Origin of the sequence: Allomuricauda sp. ANG21, assembly GCF_040705235.1 — a bacterium.
Classification (GTDB): Bacteria; Bacteroidota; Bacteroidia; order Flavobacteriales; family Flavobacteriaceae; genus Flagellimonas; species Flagellimonas marina.
The window spans coordinates 414,472-437,482 of sequence record NZ_JBFCVT010000001.1 but is presented as its reverse complement, the minus strand read 5'-3'; the positions used below and the strand labels follow the sequence as shown (position 1 = coordinate 437,482).

General features: G+C 42.8%; 19 protein-coding genes. 3 read left to right on the top strand and 16 right to left on the bottom strand.

Annotated elements, in window-relative coordinates; translation table 11 throughout:
- Positions 1 to 173: 173 nt before the first annotated feature.
- Entirely contained in the window at positions 174 to 560 is a 387-nt protein-coding gene (rpsI, locus tag AB1A65_RS02050; protein WP_366585114.1) for a 30S ribosomal protein S9, read from the bottom strand.
- Positions 560 to 1,015, bottom strand: coding sequence for a 50S ribosomal protein L13 (gene rplM, locus AB1A65_RS02045; RefSeq protein WP_366585113.1), 456 nt, complete (start codon positions 1,013 to 1,015; stop codon positions 560 to 562). Before rplM ends, rpsI begins: the two co-directional genes overlap by 1 nt.
- Positions 1,016 to 1,355: 340 nt before the next feature.
- Between rplM and AB1A65_RS02040 the strand changes: the two genes are divergently transcribed.
- On the top strand, positions 1,356 to 3,914 hold the full coding sequence (locus AB1A65_RS02040; protein WP_366585111.1) for a DUF5916 domain-containing protein: 2,559 nt from the start codon (positions 1,356 to 1,358) through the stop codon (positions 3,912 to 3,914).
- Between the two features lie 162 nt (positions 3,915 to 4,076).
- Here AB1A65_RS02040 and AB1A65_RS02035 read toward each other — a convergent pair whose 3' ends face one another.
- From AB1A65_RS02035 to hppD, 6 genes are all read right to left on the bottom strand, one after another.
- Entirely contained in the window at positions 4,077 to 5,177 is a 1,101-nt protein-coding gene (locus AB1A65_RS02035; RefSeq protein ID WP_366585109.1) for a histidinol-phosphate transaminase, read from the bottom strand.
- Positions 5,178 to 5,207: 30 nt separating this feature from the next.
- Positions 5,208 to 5,411, bottom strand: coding sequence for a hypothetical protein (locus AB1A65_RS02030; RefSeq protein WP_366585107.1), 204 nt, complete (start codon positions 5,409 to 5,411; stop codon positions 5,208 to 5,210).
- Positions 5,412 to 5,423: 12 nt separating this feature from the next.
- Positions 5,424 to 6,293 (bottom strand): flavin reductase family protein, encoded by an 870-nt coding sequence (locus tag AB1A65_RS02025; protein ID WP_366585105.1) that lies wholly within the window; start codon positions 6,291 to 6,293, stop codon positions 5,424 to 5,426.
- A 121-nt stretch (positions 6,294 to 6,414) separates the two neighbouring features.
- Positions 6,415 to 7,635: a fumarylacetoacetase gene (gene fahA, locus AB1A65_RS02020; protein ID WP_366585103.1), complete on the bottom strand. Its 1,221-nt coding sequence runs from the start codon at positions 7,633 to 7,635 to the stop codon at positions 6,415 to 6,417.
- 177 nt (positions 7,636 to 7,812) lie between these two features.
- A complete protein-coding gene (locus tag AB1A65_RS02015; RefSeq protein WP_366585101.1) occupies positions 7,813 to 8,970 on the bottom strand; it encodes a homogentisate 1,2-dioxygenase in 1,158 nt (385 codons plus the stop codon).
- A gap of 75 nt (positions 8,971 to 9,045) precedes the next feature.
- Positions 9,046 to 10,179: a 4-hydroxyphenylpyruvate dioxygenase gene (gene hppD / locus AB1A65_RS02010; protein ID WP_366585099.1), complete on the bottom strand. Its 1,134-nt coding sequence runs from the start codon at positions 10,177 to 10,179 to the stop codon at positions 9,046 to 9,048.
- Positions 10,180 to 10,356: 177 nt separating this feature from the next.
- Here hppD and AB1A65_RS02005 point away from each other — a divergent pair, with 177 nt between their 5' ends.
- Positions 10,357 to 10,806, top strand: coding sequence for a MarR family transcriptional regulator (locus tag AB1A65_RS02005; RefSeq protein WP_366585097.1), 450 nt, complete (start codon positions 10,357 to 10,359; stop codon positions 10,804 to 10,806).
- 35 nt (positions 10,807 to 10,841) lie between these two features.
- Here AB1A65_RS02005 and AB1A65_RS02000 read toward each other — a convergent pair whose 3' ends face one another.
- Positions 10,842 to 12,521 (bottom strand): sulfatase, encoded by a 1,680-nt coding sequence (locus tag AB1A65_RS02000; protein WP_366585095.1) that lies wholly within the window; start codon positions 12,519 to 12,521, stop codon positions 10,842 to 10,844.
- Between the two features lie 312 nt (positions 12,522 to 12,833).
- Here AB1A65_RS02000 and AB1A65_RS01995 point away from each other — a divergent pair, with 312 nt between their 5' ends.
- Positions 12,834 to 13,397, top strand: a complete 564-nt coding sequence (locus AB1A65_RS01995; protein ID WP_366585093.1) for a hypothetical protein — start codon at positions 12,834 to 12,836, stop codon at positions 13,395 to 13,397.
- 48 nt (positions 13,398 to 13,445) lie between these two features.
- On the opposite strand, the gene AB1A65_RS01990 is transcribed toward AB1A65_RS01995, so the two are convergent.
- From AB1A65_RS01990 to AB1A65_RS01960, 7 genes are all read right to left on the bottom strand, one after another.
- On the bottom strand, positions 13,446 to 14,945 hold the full coding sequence (locus tag AB1A65_RS01990) for a serine hydrolase (protein ID WP_366585091.1): 1,500 nt from the start codon (positions 14,943 to 14,945) through the stop codon (positions 13,446 to 13,448).
- Positions 14,946 to 15,013: 68 nt separating this feature from the next.
- Entirely contained in the window at positions 15,014 to 15,619 is a 606-nt protein-coding gene (locus AB1A65_RS01985; protein WP_366585089.1) for an SET domain-containing protein, read from the bottom strand.
- 100 nt (positions 15,620 to 15,719) lie between these two features.
- Positions 15,720 to 16,046: a multidrug efflux SMR transporter gene (locus AB1A65_RS01980; protein WP_366585087.1), complete on the bottom strand. Its 327-nt coding sequence runs from the start codon at positions 16,044 to 16,046 to the stop codon at positions 15,720 to 15,722.
- A gap of 109 nt (positions 16,047 to 16,155) precedes the next feature.
- On the bottom strand, positions 16,156 to 17,265 hold the full coding sequence (locus tag AB1A65_RS01975; protein WP_366585085.1) for an MFS transporter: 1,110 nt from the start codon (positions 17,263 to 17,265) through the stop codon (positions 16,156 to 16,158).
- Between the two features lie 116 nt (positions 17,266 to 17,381).
- The gene (locus AB1A65_RS01970) at positions 17,382 to 18,812 is read right to left on the bottom strand and encodes an ATP-binding protein (RefSeq protein WP_366585083.1); all 1,431 of its coding nucleotides are present in this window, start codon (positions 18,810 to 18,812) and stop codon (positions 17,382 to 17,384) included.
- 112 nt (positions 18,813 to 18,924) lie between these two features.
- Complete coding sequence (gene polA, locus AB1A65_RS01965; RefSeq protein ID WP_366585081.1) at positions 18,925 to 21,759, bottom strand: DNA polymerase I; 2,835 nt, start codon at positions 21,757 to 21,759, stop codon at positions 18,925 to 18,927.
- Positions 21,760 to 21,992: 233 nt separating this feature from the next.
- Entirely contained in the window at positions 21,993 to 22,985 is a 993-nt protein-coding gene (locus AB1A65_RS01960) for a N(4)-(beta-N-acetylglucosaminyl)-L-asparaginase (RefSeq protein ID WP_366585079.1), read from the bottom strand.
- Positions 22,986 to 23,011 lie beyond the last annotated feature (26 nt).

Sequence of the window (23,011 nt, the reverse complement as noted above, 5' to 3'; positions counted from 1 at the left end):
GGAATGGTGGTCACCTACGTTCGCCCAGCCCATTTAGATGCTAAACTAAATTCCAAAAAGTCGAATTGTTTTTTCCTTTTTGGAACAACGACAACTTGGTTAAAAATTTAACCCTGAAACAATTTTCAGGGTTTTCAATGAACTTATATAGTGGTGCCAAAGGCACCGAAATATTAACGTTTGGAGAACTGGAATTTCTTACGGGCTTTCTTCTGTCCGAATTTCTTTCTTTCCACCATTCTTGGATCTCTTGTCAATAGACCTTCTGGCTTAAGAATTCCTCTGTTCTCAGCATCGATTTCGCACATTGCCCTGGACAATGCCAATCGAATAGCTTCTGCCTGACCTGTGATTCCGCCTCCGTAAACATTTACTTTTACGTCGTAAGCATCTTCGGTATCGGTCAAGGTGAAAGCTTGCTTTACTTTGTATTGTAGTGTACCTGTGGTAAAGTACTCGTTCAAGTCTCTTTTGTTGATGGTGATGTTTCCTTTTCCTTCAGAAACATAAACCCGTGCCACGGCAGTTTTTCTTCTACCTATCTTATGAACCACTTCCATTATTTGTAGTCGTTTAAGTTGATTGCTTTTGGTTTTTGGGCTTCTTGACCATGTTCGGCACCGGCATATACTTTTAAATTTCTAAAAAGGTCAGCGCCCAACTTGTTTTTGGGCAACATTCCTTTTACAGAATTTTCAATGATACGCTCTGGGTGTTTGGCCAAAACCTCTTTGGCAGTAGCAGAACGCTGACCGCCTGGATAACCTGTATAGCGAATATATTCTTTGTCATCCCACTTATTGCCGGATAGATTTATTTTTTCGGCATTGATGATTACCACATTATCACCACAATCTACATGGGGAGTGTAATTGGTCTTGTATTTTCCCCTAAGCAACTTGGCTACTTTTGACGCCAATCTTCCCAAGGTCTGTCCTTCAGCATCAACCAATAACCATTGCTTGTCAACGGTAGCTTTATTGGCGGAAATAGTCTTATAACTTAATGTGTCCACTTCTCTAAAAATATTGATTTTAATAACCTATCCCGATAAACGGGCTGCAAATGTACAATTATTAGATTGAATTACAAACGGTTGATTGGGATTATTTTTTCTCTTTTTTTATTTACGGTTTCATGGGTTCAAATTCAGGCTTCATCCTGTAGTTGAAATGTTAAAAAAAACCTAAATGGATTTGGTCATGTAACAGTTCCAATTTTTACGGGTCTATCAGTTACATCAATCAATCAACAACAAATCAGTGAAGCAATTCTGCCTTTTTCTCACCTGCTCTTTTTATGCCTTAATCAATCACGCCCAAGATTCCACCAACGTAGTTCCAAAAAAAATATACATGACCCAATCCTTGGATTCCGAAGATGCTCCTGAAATAGATGGGCTGTTGAATGACACCGCCTGGGATTTAGTGGAATGGGGCGACAATTTCATAGAGCAACGACCCGATGAGAACACCCCACCTGGGCAGCAGTCAGCCTTTAAAATACTGTACGATCAAAAATCATTGTACGTAGGGATACGCTGTTTTGACACCGAACCAGACAAAATTGAAAAGCGCTTGTCCAGACGAGACGGTTTTGAAGGGGATTGGATAGGTATTTTTATCGATAGTTACCACGATAAGCGCACCTCTTTCGGTTTCATTGTAACAGCTGCTGGGGTAAAGGGCGATGTTCTTGGTTCCAATAATGGCAACAATGAGGATGATAGCTGGAACCCTATTTGGTATGTGAAAACCCATACTGATGAAGAAGGGTGGACCGCCGAAATGCGTATTCCGCTCAGCCAGATTAAGTTTGGACAGGCTGAGAATCAGGTGTGGGGATTGCAGATCATGCGCCGGTATTTTAGGAATGAAGAGCGTTCGGTATGGCAACGCCTTCCACGAGACGCAGCAGGATGGACCAGCGAGTTTGGAGAGTTGCACGGTCTCAAGAATATTCAGCCGCAGCGCCAATTGGAAATACAGCCCTACACCGTGGCCAAGACGGAGACTTACGAACCTGAAGAAGGCAACCCTTTTCAAGATGGAAGCGAAGATGACATCACAGTAGGGTTGGATGCCAAAATAGGTATTACCAATGATCTTACGTTGGATTTGACCGTTAACCCGGATTTTGGTCAAGTGGATGCCGACCCCTCTGCTATTGCTCTAGATGGATTCCAGATTTTCTTTCAAGAGCGACGCCCCTTTTTTGTGGAGAACAAGAATATTTTCGATTTTAATGTGTCGCAGTCTGAGGCTGGGAACACTTTCGGGTCGGATAATATTTTTTATTCCAGACGAATTGGAAGAAGTCCACAAGGCTATCCTGATACTGATGATGGTGAGTTTGTGGATCAACCGGACAATACACCCATCATTGGAGCAGCCAAATTCAGTGGGAAGACCAAAAATGGCTGGGCCATAGGTGTGTTGGAAAGTGTTACCGCTCAACGAACGGCCACCATTGTCTCCGATAACGGGGGGCCTAGAAAGGAAATGGTGGAACCTTTGACCAATTATTTTGTGGGTAGGCTCCAGAAGGATTTCAATGACCGGAATTCCTATATCGGTGGAATTTTTACCGCTACCAACAGAGAGCAACTACCTGAAGAATTGAATTTTCTCCACAAATCAGCGTTTACGGGAGGCTTGGATTTTAAACACCAATGGAACAATAGGGACTGGTATTTTGGAGGTAATGTCACCTTTAGTCATGTAACAGGAGGCGTTGAGGCCATCAAAAATACCCAAGAGTCCATTACGCACTTGTTCCAACGGGTCGATGCCGATTACCTACAGTTGGATTCAACCCGAACCAATTTAACCGGGACTGCCGGGAATCTTCAGATAGGAAAATTGGGCAAAGGTAATTTTAGATTTGAAAGTGGAGGCACTTGGCGCTCCCCCGAGCTCGAACTCAACGATATTGGATTTCAACGACAATCTGATGATATACGCCATTACACTTGGATTGGATATCGAACCCTAAAACCGGATAAGACCTTCAGACAATTCGGCATTAATTACAATCATTGGACGGCCTGGGATTTTGGGGGCAATCATAATTACATGCAATTCAATACTAATAGCTGGCAAAACTGGAAGGGCAACTGGTTCACGAATATTGGATTGAACTATGCTCCCATTGAGTATTCCAATTTTGCGCTTCGCGGTGGACCTAGATTACGACTATCACCTTGGGTAAGTTTTTGGAACAATATTGAAACCGATAACCGTAAGAAAGTCCAATTTGCTTTTTTCCATAATGGAAGAAAGGCTTTGGACAACTCCTACAAATCCTATTATATGGAAGGCGGAATCAACTACCAACCCATCAACGCGCTGAGAATTTCTGCGTTTCCCTCACTGCGAATCAATCATGATAAACTTCAGTTCATAGATAATTTTGATGCTGTCAATGGTTCGCCACGATATCTTAATGGGGAGATTGACCAGCGGACTTTGAGCATGTCGGTTCGCTTAAACTATACTATAAATCCCAACTTAACCATTCAATATTGGGGGCAACCTTTTATTTCCCGCGGACGATATTCCAATTTTAAGCATGTCACCAATCCAACCGAAAAAGTATTTGAAGATAGGTTCATGGGTTACGGCTCCAATCAGGTTGAACTGGCTGATGGGGTATATTCCGTGGATGAGGATATGGACGGCGTTGAAGACTTTAATTTTGATGACCCCGATTTTTCTTTTGTGCAGTTTCGTTCCAATTTGGTAATTCGGTGGGAGTATATTCCAGGTTCGGAAATATTTTTAGTGTGGTCTCAAGATGTATCCCGGGATGGTGACCCTAGTAATGGACTTTTACCCAGTTTGGGCGATAATATTTTTGGTCAAAAGCCACAGAATATCTTTTTGTTGAAAGCAACCTACAGGTTTGTATTGTAAAGTAACCTTGTCAATTCGAGCGGTTTTTGGAGTGGAACAAAAAACTGTATCAAGAATTTAAACTGGGAAAAAAAAGAAAGCAGTTCTTGATACTTTTCCTATTGGAAAAACTCGAACTGACATTCATTTTACATGGATGTTGAACTAAATTCAGCATGATGGTCACGCACCCATTATTTTCCGCAACGCGTTAACCAAAGCCTCATTGGCTTCTTTATTGCCAATGGTGATCCGCACCTTTCCCGGGGCTCCAAATTGCGAAACTGGTCTGACCATAATGCCTTCCTCCATCATCTTGTCCGTGAACTCCATTTCGGGAAAGGGCGGGTCAATGATAAAAAAATTGGCTTGGGTTGGCCAGTAGGTAATGCCCAATTCATCAAATGCTTTGGCGATAAACGTTCTGCCTTCTCTCACCGTTTTCACAGTTTCAGCTATGAATTCCGTATCGTTCAACGCTCCAATGGCCGCTTCTATTGAGGTTAAGGGTAACAAAAATGGTTTTTGGATCAAGCGAACATAGTTGGCAATAGTGGCTGTGGTGTACCCATACCCAATACGCTGCCCTGCGAGACCGTAGGTTTTGGAAAAACTGTTGAGTCCAATGACATTGTGGCCTTCCAAAACATAGGGCAATGCAGTGACGTAATCCTCAGCATCGGCAAAATGGCGATACACCTCATCAAACACTATAACAATATTTCTGGGAACCCAATTGAAAAAATCATCCAATACCGCTTTGGGAATATAAGTTCCCGTTGGGTTGTTGGGACTGGTCAAAAAGATGATTTTCGTCCGTTCTGTAATGGCATTTAAAATATTTTCCACATCTAAATCATAGTTGGGAGCCAATAGCGGGACATCAATTTGTTTAGCACCATACCAACGGGAAAAAACGGAATAGGGCAGGAAGCAGGGATTGGAAAAAATCACCTCGTCACCCTCATTGAGAAAAGCCCGCAGGATTATATCTATCACCTCCGAACCGCTATTGCCACATAAAAATTGATCAGCAGCCAGTTGACCCTCAAAATCTTGGGCCAGTGCTTCACGCAAACGAATATCGGTCTGGTCTGGGTAAACATCTATTTTGTCCAAGGCAGCTTTCATGGCAGCGATGGCCTTGGGCGATGCGCCCAAAGGATTCTCGTTGGAAGAAAGCTTATAGATTTTTTTAAGGGAAGCCGGTATATTCTTTCCGCCTTTATAGACCTCTTTGGGAACCAAATGGGGTTTAAATATGGATTCGATGGTTTTTTTCATGGTTTGTTCAAACTTTAGTGTTGACTAATTTTAAAGTTTAGTTCCACACCATGGACAAAAGTTGATTTCAATTCCTGAAGTTCCACCGTCATGGATAATAATTGAATAATAATTTGATTTTGGATTGTAGTCAATCAAAGTATCTGGGCATTCATATTTATCTATGTGTAATTCACAATTAAATGCTGTGTTGTTTTCCATCATTTCACAGCAGTAAGATTTCTTTTCCGACATCTTTTTCGAATTTTATAAACTTTCAGCATATAACAAATACGCCATCGCCTTTTCTGTATAACCATCCTCCAAAAGTTGTTGGGCCAGGGTATGCAACTCGGACTTGGAAGCTTTTTCTAAACCTTCCTTCTCAATGATCGCTTTTATTTCCTTCGTAGAAGGTACACGTTCCAGATTTCCCAAGCGACCTAAATTGTTACCGGTAAGCACCGTACTTTCCCGAATGCCTTTGGGCAAGGCATCCACACCAATGCCATGGGTACGGATGGGTTTCGGAATCTCAAACAACGATTCCCTGATGGCCCGGATGTACCAGTTGCCACCCATACGGCCCACCAAATCCAGTTTTTCGGTGTCCAGCACCCCATTGGTAAAGTAATCATCGTTTACATGGATCATATCAACCTGCACAATGACCAAGTTTCCGGCACCCGGTGTTTGTGCCAGTTCAACCACTTCCAAAACGGTACATTCAAAAGATACGGGAGCTTCGCCCACACGTGGCGGTTTCACTTTTACACTTGGGACTTGGGTAAAACCTGCTTTCACGAATTCGTTCACCCCTTTGTCATACGCCGTGCTCGAGAGCGACATTTGCTCGGCCATGGCATGGTTCACCACATTGATAACCACTTGGGGCACTTCCACCACATTTTGATGGGTATGTTTTAGGGAATTGTCCCTACCGCTTCGGGCCGGTGAAAATATCATAACCGGTGGACTGGAGCTGAACATGTTGAAAAAACTAAAAGGGCTTAGGTTCACGTTGCCTTCCTTGTCCATTGTACTCGCAAAGCAAATGGGCCGCGGCGCAATGGCAGTGGACATGATACTATAAAGTTCTGGTTGGGATAACGTTTTTGGATCTAAGGTTTTGATCATCAATTCTATTCTATATCATTTCCACGAAGGTGGAAATCTATTTAATTATTATAAAGGTGACTGAGCGTAGTCGATGTCACATTAAATTCACAGTGGTTTCGACTACGCTCAACCACCTAGATTATTTAGCCGGCAATACTTTAGTGGTGACTTCGCCAAATCCGACTCTAATATCGCCATTTTGGGCATAACCCCGCATCGTTATCGTATCACCATCTTCTATAAATTTGCGCTCGGTTCCATCTTTCAGTGGGATGGGTTTTGTGCCTCCCCAAGACAATTCGAGCATGGAGCCAAAACTGTTTTCTTCTTGTCCCGAAATCGTTCCCGAAGCCATCATATCCCCCACATTGATGTTACAACCATTTACCGTATGATGCGCCAATTGCTGACTCATGTTCCAGTACATATGTTTAAAATTGCTAAAGCAAACTGTAGTTTCTTCGCCTTTTTCCGGTTGGATGCCCACTTCTAGATGAATGTCATAGTTCTTTTCTCCTTTGTATTGAAGATACGGCAGTACTTTGGGTTCTTGTTTTGGTCCTTTTATTTTGAAGGGTTCCAAAGCCTCCAAAGTGACAACCCATGGCGATATGGATGAAGCGAAATTCTTCCCCAAAAACGGACCCAGTGGCACATACTCCCATTTTTGAATATCCCGGGCCGACCAATCATTGAACAAAACCAGCCCGAAGATGTAGTCTTCTGCATCTTTTGTTGGGACGGATTCACCCAATTCAGTGTCTTTTCCACAGATAAAACCCATTTCCAGTTCAAAGTCCAAACGTTTTGTTGGTCCAAAAATGGGAGATTCCACACCATTGGGCATAGTTTGGCCTTTGGGACGATGGATGGGCTGTCCGCTCACAATTATTGAACTTGCCCTGCCGTGATACCCTACGGGTATATGCTTCCAGTTGGGCAAAAGAGCATTCTCGGGGTCACGGAACATTTTTCCCACATTGGTGGCGTGCTCCATGCTGGAATAAAAATCGGTATAATCGCCAATGGAGACCGGCATGTGCATTTGTGTCTCGGATTGCTTTACAAAGAGTTCGGGCTTTCCGGCCAAAACGGAATTATCGTCTTTGAGCCAATACTGAATCTTTCTTCTGACCTTTGTGGTGATTTCCTTTCCCAACGAAATAAAATCATTCAAAGTGTCTTTTTCCAGCAAGGCCGTGTTGAACTCAAAGACATCGAACTCAGCTAAAGCAGCCAAATCAAGGATTTGTTCTCCAATGGCTACGCCAACGCGAGGACTTCTATCCTGTGTGGAAAAAATCCCGAAAGGGATATTATGAATGGAAAAATCTGAGTTTTCAGGTATTTCTATGATCATTCAAAAAACGTTTATGCCATTCCCATGGAAATGGGAGTCTATTTTAGTTATTTCGAACTGTCAGATTGAGCCTGCCTTTGTCGGCAGACAGGCGCAGTCGAAATCAAAGTGAGAAATCTCAATTTTGGATTTCTCAATCGGTACGCTCATTTCGAAATGACATTAAATTCATCAGTTCTACTCCAACCACGACTTGTAATACTTGCCATCATCAATTTTCAGGGCGTTCTCGGTAACCTTCAAAGGCTTAAAAGTATCAATCATCACCGCTAATTCCTCTGTTCCTTTTTTGCCGATGCTGGCCTCGTAAGTGCCAGGATGCGGCCCGTGGGGAATTCCCGCCGGATGCAATGAAATATAGCCTGGACCTATTCCTTTACGACTCATAAAATCACCATCCACATAATACAATACTTCATCCGAATCTATGTTGGAGTGATTGTACGGTGCTGGAATGGATTTTGGGTGATAATCGTAAAGTCTCGGACAGAACGAACACACCACAAAAGCACCGGTCTCAAAAGTTTGGTGCACCGGTGGTGGTTGGTGTACCCGCCCCGTTATGGGTTCAAAATTGTGGATGGAAAATCCGTAGGGATAGTTGTAACCGTCCCATCCCACTACATCAAAAGGATGTGTGGCATAGACCAATTGGTGCAACATGCCCTGCTTTTTGATTTTCATCAAAAACTCACCCTTTTCATCGAAGGTTTGAAGGTCTTGTGGCAATTTGTAATCCCGCTCGCAGAAGGGGGAGTGCTCCAATAGTTGCCCAAACCAGTTTCGATAGCGTTTTGGGGTATAAATGGGGTGAAAGGATTCAGCATATAAAATGCGGTTTTCCTCTGTATCAAACTCAATTTGATAGATCATCCCACGCGGAATGATGAGGTAATCCCCATATTCAAAAGGAATGTTTCCCAAAAAGGTTTTTAAGGTTCCCGAACCTTTGTGAATAAAGAGCATTTCATCCGCATCGGCATTTTTGTAGAAATAGCTCGTAACGGATTTTTGTGGAGCTGCCAATCCTACATGAACGTCATTGTTTACCAAAAGTGGCTCTCGTGCCTCCAAAAAATCATCTTTGGGTGCTACGTCAAAACCGATGAACTTACGGCTGGTAATGTTCTTTTCCACAGCAATTTTTGGACTCACATCCAAAGCTTTCCCAATTTCCTTAACCTGAGTAGGTCTGTGGATGTGGTAGGAAAGCGAGGACATCCCATCAAATCCGATAGTGCCAAAAAGCTGCTCGTAATAAAGTCCGCCCTTGGGTTTCTCAAATTGGGTGTGCCGCTTTTGCGGAATTTTCCCGAGTTTATGATAAATAGGCATTTTTCTTTAGGTTTAGAGTTAGGAGTTCAGAGTTCAGAGTTCAAAAAATTCATAACTCAACACTCATAACTATGATTAATGCAATGTGCCCCGAAGCTCTTGCTCACGCTCAATGGCTTCGAACAGTGCCTTAAAGTTACCTTTTCCGAAGGATTGTGCGCCTTTTCTTTGGATAATTTCGAAGAACATTGTAGGTCTGGGCTCCACAGGTCGGGTGAAAATTTGAAGCAAGTAGCCCTCATCATCACGGTCTACCAAAATACCCAGCTCTTTTAATGGGGCAATGTCCTCATCAATTTCCCCTACGCGTTCCCCAACTACCTCATAATAGGTGTCAGGCACGCGAAGGAATTCAACACCACGACTTCTGAGGTCCCGGACGGTTTTTATAATGTCATCTGTGGCCACGGCAATATGCTGAACGCCTTCCCCCTCGTAAAAATCCAAATACTCTTCTACTTGCGATTTTTTCTTGCCTTCGGCGGGTTCATTGATCGGGAATTTGATACGTCCATTGCCGTTGCTCATCACCTTGCTCATTAGAGCGGTGTATTCGGTGGAAATGTCCTTGTCATCAAAAGAGAGAATGTTTTTAAAACCTAATACATCCTCATAGAAATTAACCCAATGGTTCATTTTGTTCCAACCTACATTGCCGACCATGTGGTCAACAAATTTCAGTCCTGTGGGTGCGGGGTTGAATTCTGGAGTCTCCCATTTTTTAAAACCGGGCAGAAAAATACCGTCATACTCTTTTCGCTCCACAAAAATATGTACTGTTTCACCATAGGTGTAGATGCCGGAACGGACCACTTTTCCGGTTGAATCTTTTTCTTCTTTGGGTTCCATGTAGGATTTGGCGCCTCTTTCAATAGCTGCATTGTACGCATAGGTGGCGTCATCTACCCATAGGGCCACAACTTTTACCCCATCACCATGTTTGTCTATATGTTTCCCAATTTCAGTACCACTTTTAAGAGGAGAGGTAAGTACCAATCGGATTTTATCTTGGACCACAACGTAGCTTTCACGGTCTTTTAATCCAGTTTCCAATCCAGCATAAGCCAATGATTGAAAACCAAAAGCAGTCTTGTAAAAATGGGCAGCCTGTTTGGAATTGCCCACATACAATTCAATGTAGTCCGTGCCATTTATTGGCATAAAATCTTGGGCTTTGTTCGATGATTTTGGAAGAGTTTCTGTTTCCATTTCAGTAGATTTTTATATGTTGGATTGAATATTGTTGCTAATGCAACAAAAATAATCTTTTTTGGAACACAACAAGGGTTTCTATACCAAATTTTAGGTTAAAATTGGCATAGGATGCTGGTAAGCCTTGGATTGTCATATAAAATGAATCCCTATTTTTGTGCTAATCGTTTACAAATGCTCAACCACATAGATGAAATACAGGGAATTGGATTGCACCTTGACCTAGTGCTCCGAAAAATCCAAAATGCCTACTTGCGGACGTTTGAAGAACTGAACGTGGAAATGACCATTGAGCAGTGGGTAATTTTGCACCGGATTTATGAGTTGGGTGATGAAGCCAGTCAGCGGGACATTGTGCAGAGCAATTTTCGAAATAGAGCTACCACATCACGCGTAATTGGTGGATTGGAGCGCAAGGGTTGGGTAGGTAAAACCCGTTTTGATGGGGATCAAAAACGGTTTAAACTGGAGTTGACACCGGAAGGGCAGGAGGTCATAGATTTGGTTATGCCCAAAGCGCATCAATTGCGAAAGCTGGCTGTTAAAAACTTACAGCCTTCAGATTTTGCTACTTTCCTTGCAGTGTTGGATCAGGTTGGTGAAAACTATTCGCAAGAAGACTGATTGTATCTTTGCAATAATTTAAAGATTCGTTTTCGTTAAGGTGTAAAACCTATGGTTTCGCTTCGCTTAAAACCAATACGATGTGCAACAATTTCAATCTTTTGGTCAGAGCGCACTGGAATTGGTCCGTTGTAGATTTTCCAAGGGGCATCCGATTCAAACCGATACCCTATTGATGCACCATCGGTAGCACAGGAAATATGTAGCAATCCATCCGCAAACTCCAACTCTGGAGCAGCAGTCAAAGGTTGTTGTTGATTGGGCCAAAAACTTTCTATGAGTTCTTTTTCAGGCTGTAGCCCTGTATCGTCGATATGTTCAATCCAATCGGTACAGGCCCGTCTCATTTTTTCCAATTGCTCCTGAAATTCTGGGTTTTGGGCAAGGTTATTTAACTCGTGTGGGTCATTCTCTAGGTCGTAGAGTTCTTCTTTTTGTTTTGGATGGGCAAACCATAATGTTTGTTCAGGCGTCAATAGATTTTGTTCTTTCAATCGAAGCAGTTCTTGCATAATGGGCATTTGTTTTCGATACGCTACGTCTGAATATACGGGTTTATCCAGTTCATAATTCCTGATATATTTGAACCTTTTGTCCCGTACTGAGCGCATGTGATCGGTAAATTCATCGAATCGGTCAGCCGCGCCAAACGCATATTCAGGTTCATTGTTCCGCATATACTCGCCTAAAAAAGCCTTGCCTTCCATGTAATGCGGAGGCTCAATTCCGGCTAAGGAAAGCGTGGTAGGAGCTAGGTCGATAAAACTGATAATGCGATTATCCCTATGTCCATAAAACTCCCCATTGGGAAAACGAATGATCATGGGTACTTTTAGCCCGCTATCATACAGTACCCTTTTTTGTCGTGGCAAAGGACCTCCATGGTCCGTGTACCATACCACAATGGTGCTGTCTAGGAGCCCATCTGATTTTAACGCTTCTAAGATTTGCCCTACTTTATTGTCCATCTCCAAAATGTTGGAGTACATGCGCCTAACATCCTTTTTGCCCACTTCCGTGTTGGGAAGGTAGGGCGGCACTGAAACTTCCAAGTATTTATCCACCCACAGTGAATCATTCGCTTTTGACCAAATTCTGGATTCGTGGGTCACCTCAATATTAAAAACAGAGAAAAAAGGAGTGTTGCGCGGTCGGTTTCTCCAATGCGCGGCGTCACTGCTCTCATCCCAGGCTGTCATTGTTTTCCTGAATTGATAGTCTTCTTTTTTGTTGTTGGTGCAATAGTATCCCGTGGTGCGAAGGTATTCTGTGAACATTTTTACTTCTTCCGGGGGTACAGCCTCATAATTGATACTCTCTGCGGGTTTGGATGCGTAATTATTGATAACTTCTTCTGAAACAGTGTCACTGAACCAAGGCCCTGTACGCATATGGCTGGCACCTATACTGTTGGCATACATTCCGGTGATGATGGAAGAGCGCGCAGGCGCACAAACAGGGTGGGGTGAAAAAAAATTGTCATAGCAAACGCCTTCTGCTGCTAATTTGTTGAGTGATGGAGTTACAATTGTGCTATCTCCAAAGGCTGGAATGTAAGGGCTTAAATCTTCGGCAACAATCCAAACAATATTAGGTTTAAAATCTAATTTAGGGTTTATGATGATTGGTTGAGCATTTTCAATTTGTTGTTTTTCGGCATTTTTACAAGCCAAAATCAGGATGGAAAATGCTAAACAGAATAAAATTCTTTTCATGGATATAAGTTAATGGATTTTTGTTCAATAGTATACTCCTTCAAGAACATTTGATAATTGGGAGAGTGGTATAAAGAAAGGGTCACAGATCTTCAATAATATTGATAATCCGACGAGCAGCATCAAAAAAATAGGCTGGTTCATAACTCCAAGTATTTTACAATACCACCGTCTTGTTTGTGCCATTTTAACATTAAATAAACATTTGAATGCTTACTGAAGATAATTTAGCATAGAAACTGGTGAATTTTATAGACGCACAGGTGCGAAATCAGCCCCAATTTTGCAGTGTATAATTAAATATACAGTGTTATGGAAAAAAATAGAATTTATCCGAATAAATGGCAGACCGTGCCTTTCTCATTTGATCTATTGAATCAGATGGAGAATAGGGGAAGGGCTGTCCAAGAATTGATTTTGAAAAATGAAGCCGCGACAGAACTCCATGTATCTGAAATGAAATTGAACATCACCAAGTTTTCCGCCTTTGATATGGAAGGCAATGAGCATATTGTTTCAGATTTTATGGGTCAAAGTGCAGTGACGCTGAAAGGAATTTCATCTGGAGAGTTTTTACGCTCCAAAAATGTAGTTGCTCTTCCTGAAGGGACATATAGAACACTGCGCTTTTACTTAGCGAAGGAGGGCAACGAGTTTAGATACCGGGATGGTGTGCTAGAGTCAGTTGACCATTTTGGGAGTCTGGATTTTACCATTGAAAATGGGCTTCAGATTATAGGAAATGAAGTCACTGAGGTAAAGTTGTGGTTTGACTTTGCTCCTTTCCTGTGGAGCAGTCATTTTAAGACTTTCTTGGATTTATTTAAAGGAAACAAAAACCCAAGGCCCCGTTTGGCGAACAGTTTCGGGAATTAATAGTAGCTATGAAATGGAAGAAAAGGCACCCAAAGTTGGGTGCCTTTTTTAATTTTGTCTTTCAAAGGTTTCTCCGAAAGCCTCAAATGATTTTACGATGGCGTCCGCCCCAATATTGAAATTAAAATCTATCGCTGCCCGATATGGATTTTCTTTGGTGGACATAAAAGTGTCATAATGCCAATGTTGGGTGGGCAACATCAAAAAATCATTGAAATTTATGGTCAATCCAGCGTCGGTGTTTTTTACCGTCGCCTTGCCTAACATTGGGTGGGCATACTCACCTTCGTAATGCTCCAAAGGCAAAGTTGTTTTGGTATCCGCTACCTTTTCATCACGCAGTTTTTGATGATATTCTTTTTCCTGTTCCTTTAATTTGGAATAAAGTTGAAAGACTTCTTCGTGCCAATTCCTGCTATTGTCATCAAAAGCAAACAAATCCATGGATTTATAAAGTATGGCATGCCGTAATTCTGCATGGTCCATATTGGCAAACACATAAACGGCGACATCTTTATCCCTAATAATCCCGCAGATGGCAATTAAACCACCGATGCTACCGGTATGAAAGTCAAGTTTTTTACCGCGATAATCATGTTGAAACCATCCCAAACCATAGGTTTTCCAGTGGGGCTTGGTCAACTGTTGCGTGGGGTAGAAGCTAGCATCGGTAACAAAGGCGTGAGGTTTGAAGAGATAATCGAAGGTGTTTTTGGATAAAATAGTATCATTTTTGACCACACCGTCATTCACCAAATACTTTAGGTAATTGGTAACATCCGACATACTGGACCAAATCATTCCAGCGGCACCGATTTGGTCAGCAAGATTGTAATCCACTTGGACGATTCCATCATCCAAATCGTTGAGATATGGCGTTGTATAGTTTCCTTTCTTAAAAATGTCGACGGATTTTGCCACGGCATCGTTCATACCAACGGGCTTAAAAATATTTTCAGTGACAAATGCTGTCCAATGTTGGCCGCTTACCGCTTGAATCACCTCACCGGCGGCAGCGTACATGATATTATTGTAGTCAAACCCTCCCCTAACCGGATAGTTCTTTTCCGAAAGCGCAAATCGCTGAAGTGTTTCTTTGGTGGAAACACTGTCCATGGCCCAGAGCAAATCGGCTTGTTGGATTCCTAGATTGTGCGTGAGCAAATCCTGTACACGAGCTTCTTCGGTCAGATAGGCATCTGAAAGGTTAAAATACGGCAGGTGTTCACGGACTTTGTCCGTCCAGTTTAATTTACCTTGGTCAACCAGAATACCCAGTGCTTGGCAAACAATGGCTTTGGTGGTGCTGGCCATGGTAAAGAGCGTGTGTTCATCCACAGGGGATTTACTTTCCAAATTTTTGACCCCGTAGGCTTTTTGGAACACGGTTTCACCATCCTTTACCACTACGGTGACCAATCCTGGGATTTCCCAATCGGCCATACCTTTTTGAATCATGGCATCAAGTTGCTTGGTTTTTGCGTTTTGGGCAAGAGCGATTGTTGATGCACTTAGCACAATGGCCAAAAAGAGCGTTGTTTTTTTCATGGGTTAAAGGTTGGCGGTTAGGACACTAATATACAATCATTTTCAGTGGCTCGAAATGCTATTGTCCACTAAGCATTGCTGTCCGTGCTGCGGTCATCATAAAAATTGGTAAGGATGGATTCCAGTTCCTCTTTTCCTGATACAATTCGCTCCACTTGGTCCCACAGTCCTTCTGGGAGTAAGGTGCGAAGCGGTTGTTGCAATTGGGTAATGTTGCCAAAGACCTTCTCAATTTTTTTGTCCCAGACCTTATAGTATTTCAACAAGTCATCTGGGTAGACAATTTTTCGGCGGGTGCCCTCATCGGCGGCCCGAAAGGGAAGGGGGATGTTGAGGTAGCCATAATCGTCCGTGAGTTGTTCCCCCGCATGGATATCGCGGATGGCAATCTCAAAATCGTAGGCAGTGGTAAGGCAGTTTGAGTTGAAACTATGGTTCACATACCGGCCGTTGTCCCAACAAAGGATGTAATTGCCCTTGTTGTTGCGAAAGGTGTACGTATCAAGTATGTTTTGGTAGGTGGGGTCCATTTGTTGGAGTTCCAAGGGAGTGAACTCGCGGTCCAAACGGTCCAACACCCAAGTAATGGTTCCTGCGGGAATGAACTTGGTGGCCACCACGCCGTAGCCAATTTCACTGCTGATAAAACGTAATTCTGTATCGGGATGAATCATTCTATACCTGTTGAATTTTTAATTGAAGGTATAAAATAGTTGGATTGGTTTTGAAGTATTTTTTTGGGAGAAAATGTCTTTAAAACAGACAAGTAACTTTTTAATGCGAAACGATTTTAAGTCCAACTAGCGATATTACCAAAGTGGTTAGGAAAAGCAATCGCAAAAAGGTGGTTGGCTCCTTAAACACAAAAATTCCGACAAGAACCGTTCCCACTGCCCCAATTCCGGTCCAAACGGCGTATGCAGTTCCAATCGGCAGGGTTTGGGTAGCTTTTATTAAAAGTCCCATGCTTATGATAAGGGTCACTAAAAATCCCGCATACCAAAAGTACATATCAGCTCCCGTGGACTCTTTTGCTTTTCCCAAACAAAAGGCGAAGGCAACTTCAAATAAACCAGCAACTATGAGTATAATCCAATTCATGTTTTACTAAAATTGAGTATTTAGCCTTCTAGTTTTCTTGGCTTTGATTAAAGATAGTGTTTTGTAGGATTTCTAATTCACCTGAATCATTCAAGCGGGAAATCAGGTTTTACCTTTTACGAACAAGTGCCAGCAAACCCAAAAAGGGGCCTAGGGCCAATACCATGTACATCTTATTTGAGATGGTAAAGGTGTTTAGTCCATTGAGCAATTGAATGCTAACAATAGTAATGGCAAAACCTACACAATTTACGATGGTAAGTGCGGTGCCTTTGAGTTCTGGCAAGGCATTTTGGGCCACCAAAGTGGAAAACAAGGGCGAGTCTGCAATCACCACCATCCCCCAGAAAAGTAGAAAGGCTACGAATACCACTTCTGAGGTTTGGGCAAATAGTAATGGCGAAACCAAACAGCATATTCCAGAAAGAAGGAGCGCCACAAAAGCCACTCGTTTTGTGCCTAGAGCCTCTGCCAAATAGCCGCCCAATACGCAGTCCAATCCCCCGATGGCAATGATGAAAAATGCTAGCAGTGGAATATTGAAGGTTGTAGTGGGATGTGTCATGTTATACGTTTTCAGCATTAGGGGTACAAACGCCCAAAAGGCATACAATTCCCACATGTGTCCAAAATAACCAAAGGCTGCCGAACGAAATTTACCATTTTGGAACACTTTTAAAAAAGCGGACAAGTGGAGTTTTTGACTTGGTTTGCGGAAGGGGCCATCTGGGACCAAGCTTACCATCAACACTCCACCTAGCACCGCCAATGATGAGGTGCCCACCAAAACTGATACCCATGAGAGGGTATGGGTCATCTCATTTAACAAATGAGGAAATGCGGTTCCGACAACCAATGCGCCGACCAAAAAGCCAAGGGATTTACCAAGGCCTTTTTCAAAATAGTCTGCGGCGATTTTCATCCCTACGGGATAGATTCCGGCCAGAAAAAAACCGGTGCAAAATCGAAAAGCAAGCAGGGTCACCAGCGAATTTCCTTCCCAAATCACCCCTAAATTGAACAAAGCACCCAACAGTGCACAGGATAAGAATACTTTAGAAGGTGAAAACCGGTCTGCAATGGACAAAATGGCAAAGACCAAGGTCCCCATAATAAAACCAAATTGTACTGCCGAGGTTAAATGTCCCACCGCACTTTCAGTTAAGCCAAAAGCGGACACCAAGTTGGGCATAATTCCATTGCTCGCAAACCATAGCATGTACAGCAAAACTGGGACACTACAATGATGGGGAGTATGATTTTGGAGGGTTTCATTGAGTAATTTCAGGGATAGATATTTTTTAAAAATTAAAGCGGCTTTGTGCAATTATAAGTTTACATATTCTTCTTTTTTTCCAAGGTGTTTTTGCCAACGGTGTAGGCATATGAAGAAGAAGGAAGAAACTGAATATTTGTTCCTTTAAATTCTTTTTCACCCTCTTTATCTATGGTGGTAACAATAGGGTTGTTCAAATGGGTCTCATTACAAAACTTATATAAACTCTTTAATCCATTTGGTTTGTCAAAATATCTATTGGACCATTTAATTTCAAGGGCCCATAACGGTTTTAAGGTAGAGTCGCTTAATCCTACCATATCAACTTCGCCACCAGTCCATCTAGCATACCAAGGTGTAAACCAATCTCGGTGCATCCATTGGGCAAAAATTGCAGTTTCCACCATATTCCCCATCATTTCATCCGTGGCGGACATGGGTGAAAATAAAGCACTTCTTAAGGATGGATTGGTCAAATAGATTTTGAAAAAGTTGTCCCTTTTAAAACGTTTTCCACTTTGATCAATCCGCCTTACCTGTTTTATTAAGTAAGCAGCTTCTAGATATTCAATGTATTTTTTTAAGGTATTTTTTGGAACTTGGGATTGCTTGCTGAGGGTTTCAAGGGAGAATTCACCACCACTATTATAAGCAATGGTTGTGAATAAAGAATTTAGTTCCCGTGTGTCGCTTATACCATACAGACTGGGCAAATCCCTCAAAAGAACCTTGTCTACAATGTCCTGTCTAATATATCTTCCTGGGTTGGCCTGGATTTTTTCTGAAAAAATAACCTCTGGGTATCCGCCAAAGTTTATGTAATCCAAAAAATGCCTGTTCAATTCATCAAGGTGCGAAGAAGTGTAAAACTCAGTGATATGCTCTTTCCATTTCAACTTAGTAGTAGTGATAATCCTATCTAATCCCTTTAAAGAGATATATTCATTAAAGGTCAAAGGAGGCAGCAAAAAATCTGTAAATCTTCCAGCGCCACTTTCATTGCTGGCAAATTTTAACGCAGCAGCGGCAGACCCCGAAACGATGAACTTATCTTTTCGGTAGCTGTCCACTAAAGATTTCAAATGCACTTCCCAATCCCTGCAATACTGAATTTCATCATAGATGATGTGCCAATCTTCTTTGTCCTTTAGGCCTGTAGCTTCTTTGGCGTAAGTGAAAAGCTGTTCCAACGGGATATTATTATAGATGGGGTTTTCTATGGTTATGAATATGATTTTTTTTGGATCCGTGCCGTTTTGAATCAAATCCTCAACAAGGTGAAACAACATAACCGTCTTGCCCACACGTCTTGGGCCCATTAGGACAACAGCTCTACGAATATCCCGTTCATAGACCAACGGCTTGAACAGTTCAAAATAAAGTCTCCGGGGCATTTGGTTGTAATCATCCTCAATATGACCATCAACCCACCAAGGATTTTCGAACCTGATTCGGTCCAAAACCTGCTTTTTAGAGATTTCTTTAATCAATTTAATTCTTATTTAAGATGAAAATACAAAATAAGGTCAATTTATTATCCTTATTTTAAAAAAAAATATAAAATAAAAGAAATGAAGCTAACGTTTAGGCTTATTTATTAATTTAATGCGCCTCCAGCCAATTCTTCCCTACACCCACTTCCACGTCCAAAGGCACTGAGAGTTTATAGGCATTTTCCATTTCGGATTTGATGAGTTCTTTCATTTCCTCCAACTCAGGTTTGTAGCAATCGAACACCAATTCATCATGTACCTGCAACAGCATTTTGGTTTGGTATTTTCCTTCGGAAAGTTTTTTATGGATGTTGATCATGGCAATTTTAATGATGTCCGCAGCGCTTCCTTGGATGGGTGCGTTCACGGCGTTGCGTTCTGCAGCCCCTCGCACCACTTGGTTTCCCGCGTTGATGTCCTTTAAATAGCGTCTTCTACCTAAAATGGTCTGCACATAGCCATTATCACGTGCAAAATCTACCAGTTCGCTCATATAATTGCGCAATTTGGGGTAGGTTTTGTAATAGGTATCGATCAATTCCTTGGCCTCGGTACGACTCAAATCGGTTTGGTTGCTCAACCCAAAAGCGGAAACCCCGTAAATAATCCCAAAATTCACCGTTTTGGCGTTGCTGCGCTGTTCGCGGGTCACCTCTTCAATTGGTACATTGAACACTTTGGATGCGGTGGAAGCGTGAATGTCTTCCCCGTGTTTAAAGGCTGAAATCATGGTGTCCTCTTCACTCAAAGCCGCAATAATGCGCAATTCTATCTGGGAGTAATCCGCAGCGAGCAAAACATGGTTTTCATCCCGTGGGATAAAGGCTTTTCGCACTTGCCGACCCCGCTCAGTCCGGATGGGGATGTTCTGCAAGTTCGGGTTGTTGCTGCTCAATCGACCTGTGGCGGCCACGGTTTGCATATAGTCGGTATGTACCCGACCACTGTGCTTTTGCACTTCATTCGGAAGGGCATCCACATAGGTGCTCTTGAGTTTGGCAAGTCCACGGTAATCCAACACGTTTTGAATGATCTCATGGTCTTTGGCCAAATAGGAAAGTACATCCTCCGAGGTAGAGTATTGCCCTGTTTTGGTCTTCTTGGGCTTGTCCACCAGATTCAATTTTCCGAAAAGAATGTCACCGAGTTGCTTGGGTGAAGCAATATTGAACTCCTCCCCAGCATCTTTGTAAATTTTTTGCTCAAGTTCTGCGATGTCTTTCTCTAGTGCAGTCGATAGGTCTTTTAAATAGGCCTCATCCAAATTGATGCCCTCTCGCTCCATATCGGCAAGTACACGAAGCAAGGGTACTTCAATATCCTCAAAAAGTTTGTCGGTCTGGGCTTCCTTCAACTCCGGTCTGAACTTTTGTGCCAATTGAAAGGTGATATCAGCATCTTCCACGGCATATTCGGTTTGTTTTTCCAGAGGAACCTGCCGCATGTTCAATTGGTTCTTTCCTTTTTTCCCGATGAGTTCCGTAATGGAAACGGGAGTGTAATTGAGATACGTTTCTGAAAGCACATCCATGTTGTGGCGCATATCGGGGTTGATGAGGTAATGGGCCAACATTGTATCGAACAGTTTGCCTTTGACCGCTACGCCGTAGTTCAGCATCACTTTGATGTCGTATTTGAGGTTCTGCCCGATTTTTTCAATGTTTTCCGCTTCAAAGAAAGGTCGCAATTTTTCGATGAGGGGCATGGCATCGTTCTTTGTTTCGGGAAAGGGAACATAGAAACCTTTACCAGCTTCCCAACTGAAGGCGATACCGACCAATTCGGCTTCTAGAGGGTTGATGGAAGTGGTCTCCGTATCAAAACACACTGAAGTCTGGGCCATTAAATTTTTCAAAAACAATTCCATGGCCAATCCAGATTGAACCATTTGGTAAAAATGCTCCACATCGGCAATGGTTTTGCGGCCGCTCACGTCTTTTATGGTGGCAGCTGCTTCGGTAGGGTCGCCACCAAACAGCGTAAACTGCCCGCTTCCAGCCACTTTGGCTTCTTGTTTGGCGGTCTCGGTGCTGGTGACTTGGGTCGAAGGTTCCACCTCACCAGAAAATAGTTTCACAAATTGTTCCCGTAATCTTCGAAACTCCAGTTCCTCAAAGATTTTCTGTACTTCTTCGGCATCGGGCGGACACATTTCGTAGTCTTCGGCATGGAATTTTACATCACAATCGGTTTTGATTTCAGCCAATTGGCGTGAAAGTCGACCCAACTCGGCATTCTCCTCTACCTTTTCCTTCATCTTGCCTTTAAGTTGGTCCGTGTTGCTCAACAGGCCTTCCAACGAATCAAACTGCTCCAGGAATTTTTTAGCGGTCTTGTCGCCCACACCGGGCAGACCTGGAATATTATCACTGGCATCGCCCATCATCCCCAAATAGTCAATTACCTGCTCTGGACGTTTGACACCAAATCTTTTTTGTACTTCCGGGATACCCCAGATTTCAATGCCGTTGCCCATACGTGCCGGACGGTACATGAAGATATTTTCACTGACGAGCTGACCAAAATCCTTGTCGGGCGTCACCATAAAAACCTTGTAATTTTCTTTTTCGGCTTGTTTGGCGATAGTTCCAATGAGGTCATCGGCCTCGTAACCTTCCAATTCCACAATAGGAATTTTCATGGCCTTCAAAATTTGTTGGATATATGGAACGGCAATTTTGATGGCATCCGGGGTCTCATCCCGATTCGCTTTGTAGTCTTCAAACAGTTCGGTGCGTTCTACACTACCGCCTTTGTCAAAAGCGACGGCCAAATGATCGGGCTGTTCGCGTTTTATGACATCAAAAAGGGAGTTTACAAATCCCATGATGGCCGAAGTATCCATCCCTTTGGAATTGATACGGGGGTTTTTAATGAGTGCATAGTATCCCCGGAAAATCAAGGCGTAAGCGTCGAGGAGAAAAAGTCTTTTTTGTTCGGACATGGTGTTCGGTTAGCAATTAACAATTATCAATTAACAGTTTTCAATGGGCAGGTTTTAAAAGTAGAAAAAAGAAACAAGAAACAAGAGTCAAGTACAAGAGTTAAGTTCAAGAAACAAGTTCAAGAGACAAGTTCATCTTTGTTCCTGCTTCCAAAAGCGTAGCAGTCTTGCCTCTTGTATCTATCAGCGCAGCGGTCTTTATTCTAACATCTAATGGCGTAGCGGTCTTGATTCTAACTGTAAAAACTGCTCACTTGTCGATTCTCGTGTCCCTTCTCGCTGTATTCGCGATAGGTAAACCCTGGGTGGACACAATAACCACCAGTTTCCCCATTTTTGTTGATGGCCAAAAAGCCAATCTGAAAATCTTCCCGACCTTCATTTTTCTTCATGATTCGTTTTACTCCTTCTTCACAGGCTTCTTGAGGGGATTTTCCTTGGCGCATCAATTCCACGATCAAAAAACTACCTACGGTACGGATTACTTCCTCGCCTACCCCGGTTGCCGTTGCTCCGCCCACTTCGTTATCCACAAACAATCCGGCTCCGATAATGGGGGAGTCCCCAACACGTCCAGCGACTTTATAGGCCATACCGCTTGTGGTACATGCTCCGGAAATATCTCCATTTTCGTCAATGGCCAGCATACCGATGGTATCGTGGTTTTCAATATTAATGGTGGTCTCGTATTTTGAGGTTTTTAACCATTCTTGGTATTGTTGTCGTGTACTTTCGGTCAACAGGTCTTCTTTTTCAAACCCCTGTTCATATGCAAATTTTTCAGCGCCTTTGCCCGCCAATAAAATGTGTGGCGTTTCTTCCATCACTTTCCGGGCCACGGAAACGGGGTGTACAATATTTTGAAGGTATACCACCGAGCCACAATTTCCATCTTTATCCATAATGCAGGCATCCAAAGTCACATTGCCATCACGGTCGGGGCGTCCCCCTTTGCCAACAGTTTCATTGGTTTCATCGGCTTCTTCAACCCGAACACCTTGCTCCACGGCATCCAAAGCAGTTCCTCCTGCGCTCAATACTTCCCAAGCTTTGCTGGTGGCATTGCCAAAATTCCATGTACAGACTACAATGGGTTTTATGGGTTGTTTTGGCGCTACTACATTTTCTTCAGTCTTGTTTTCTGTGTTGCAAGCGGTTAGGGTAGAGGCTGATACGATTCCAACTGTGGTAAGGCTGGAATTTTTAAGAAATTTGCGTCGTTTCATGGAAAGGGATGTTTATTTTTAAGGGT

Bases quoted from the DNA above. Each gene is read 5' to 3' on its own strand.
- AB1A65_RS02035 (WP_366585109.1), bottom strand. From the start codon at position 5,177: ATGAAAAAAACCATCGAATCCATATTTAAACCCCATTTGGTTCCCAAA.
- AB1A65_RS01990 (WP_366585091.1), bottom strand. From the start codon at position 14,945: ATGAAAAAAACAACGCTCTTTTTGGCCATTGTGCTAAGTGCATCAACA.
- AB1A65_RS02025 (WP_366585105.1), bottom strand. From the start codon at position 6,293: ATGATCAAAACCTTAGATCCAAAAACGTTATCCCAACCAGAACTTTAT.
- AB1A65_RS01980 (WP_366585087.1), bottom strand. From the start codon at position 16,046: ATGAATTGGATTATACTCATAGTTGCTGGTTTATTTGAAGTTGCCTTC.
- AB1A65_RS02030 (WP_366585107.1), bottom strand. From the start codon at position 5,411: ATGTCGGAAAAGAAATCTTACTGCTGTGAAATGATGGAAAACAACACA.
- AB1A65_RS02000 (WP_366585095.1), bottom strand. From the start codon at position 12,521: ATGAAAAGAATTTTATTCTGTTTAGCATTTTCCATCCTGATTTTGGCT.
- AB1A65_RS02015 (WP_366585101.1), bottom strand. From the start codon at position 8,970: ATGCCTATTTATCATAAACTCGGGAAAATTCCGCAAAAGCGGCACACC.
- AB1A65_RS01985 (WP_366585089.1), bottom strand. From the start codon at position 15,619: ATGATTCATCCCGATACAGAATTACGTTTTATCAGCAGTGAAATTGGC.
- AB1A65_RS01960 (WP_366585079.1), bottom strand. From the start codon at position 22,985: ATGAAACGACGCAAATTTCTTAAAAATTCCAGCCTTACCACAGTTGGA.
- AB1A65_RS02005 (WP_366585097.1), top strand. From the start codon at position 10,357: ATGCTCAACCACATAGATGAAATACAGGGAATTGGATTGCACCTTGAC.
- AB1A65_RS01995 (WP_366585093.1), top strand. From the start codon at position 12,834: ATGGAAAAAAATAGAATTTATCCGAATAAATGGCAGACCGTGCCTTTC.
- polA (WP_366585081.1), bottom strand. From the start codon at position 21,759: ATGTCCGAACAAAAAAGACTTTTTCTCCTCGACGCTTACGCCTTGATT.
- AB1A65_RS02040 (WP_366585111.1), top strand. From the start codon at position 1,356: ATGACCCAATCCTTGGATTCCGAAGATGCTCCTGAAATAGATGGGCTG.
- rpsI (WP_366585114.1), bottom strand. From the start codon at position 560: ATGGAAGTGGTTCATAAGATAGGTAGAAGAAAAACTGCCGTGGCACGG.
- fahA (WP_366585103.1), bottom strand. From the start codon at position 7,635: ATGATCATAGAAATACCTGAAAACTCAGATTTTTCCATTCATAATATC.
- AB1A65_RS01975 (WP_366585085.1), bottom strand. From the start codon at position 17,265: ATGCTATGGTTTGCGAGCAATGGAATTATGCCCAACTTGGTGTCCGCT.
- hppD (WP_366585099.1), bottom strand. From the start codon at position 10,179: ATGGAAACAGAAACTCTTCCAAAATCATCGAACAAAGCCCAAGATTTT.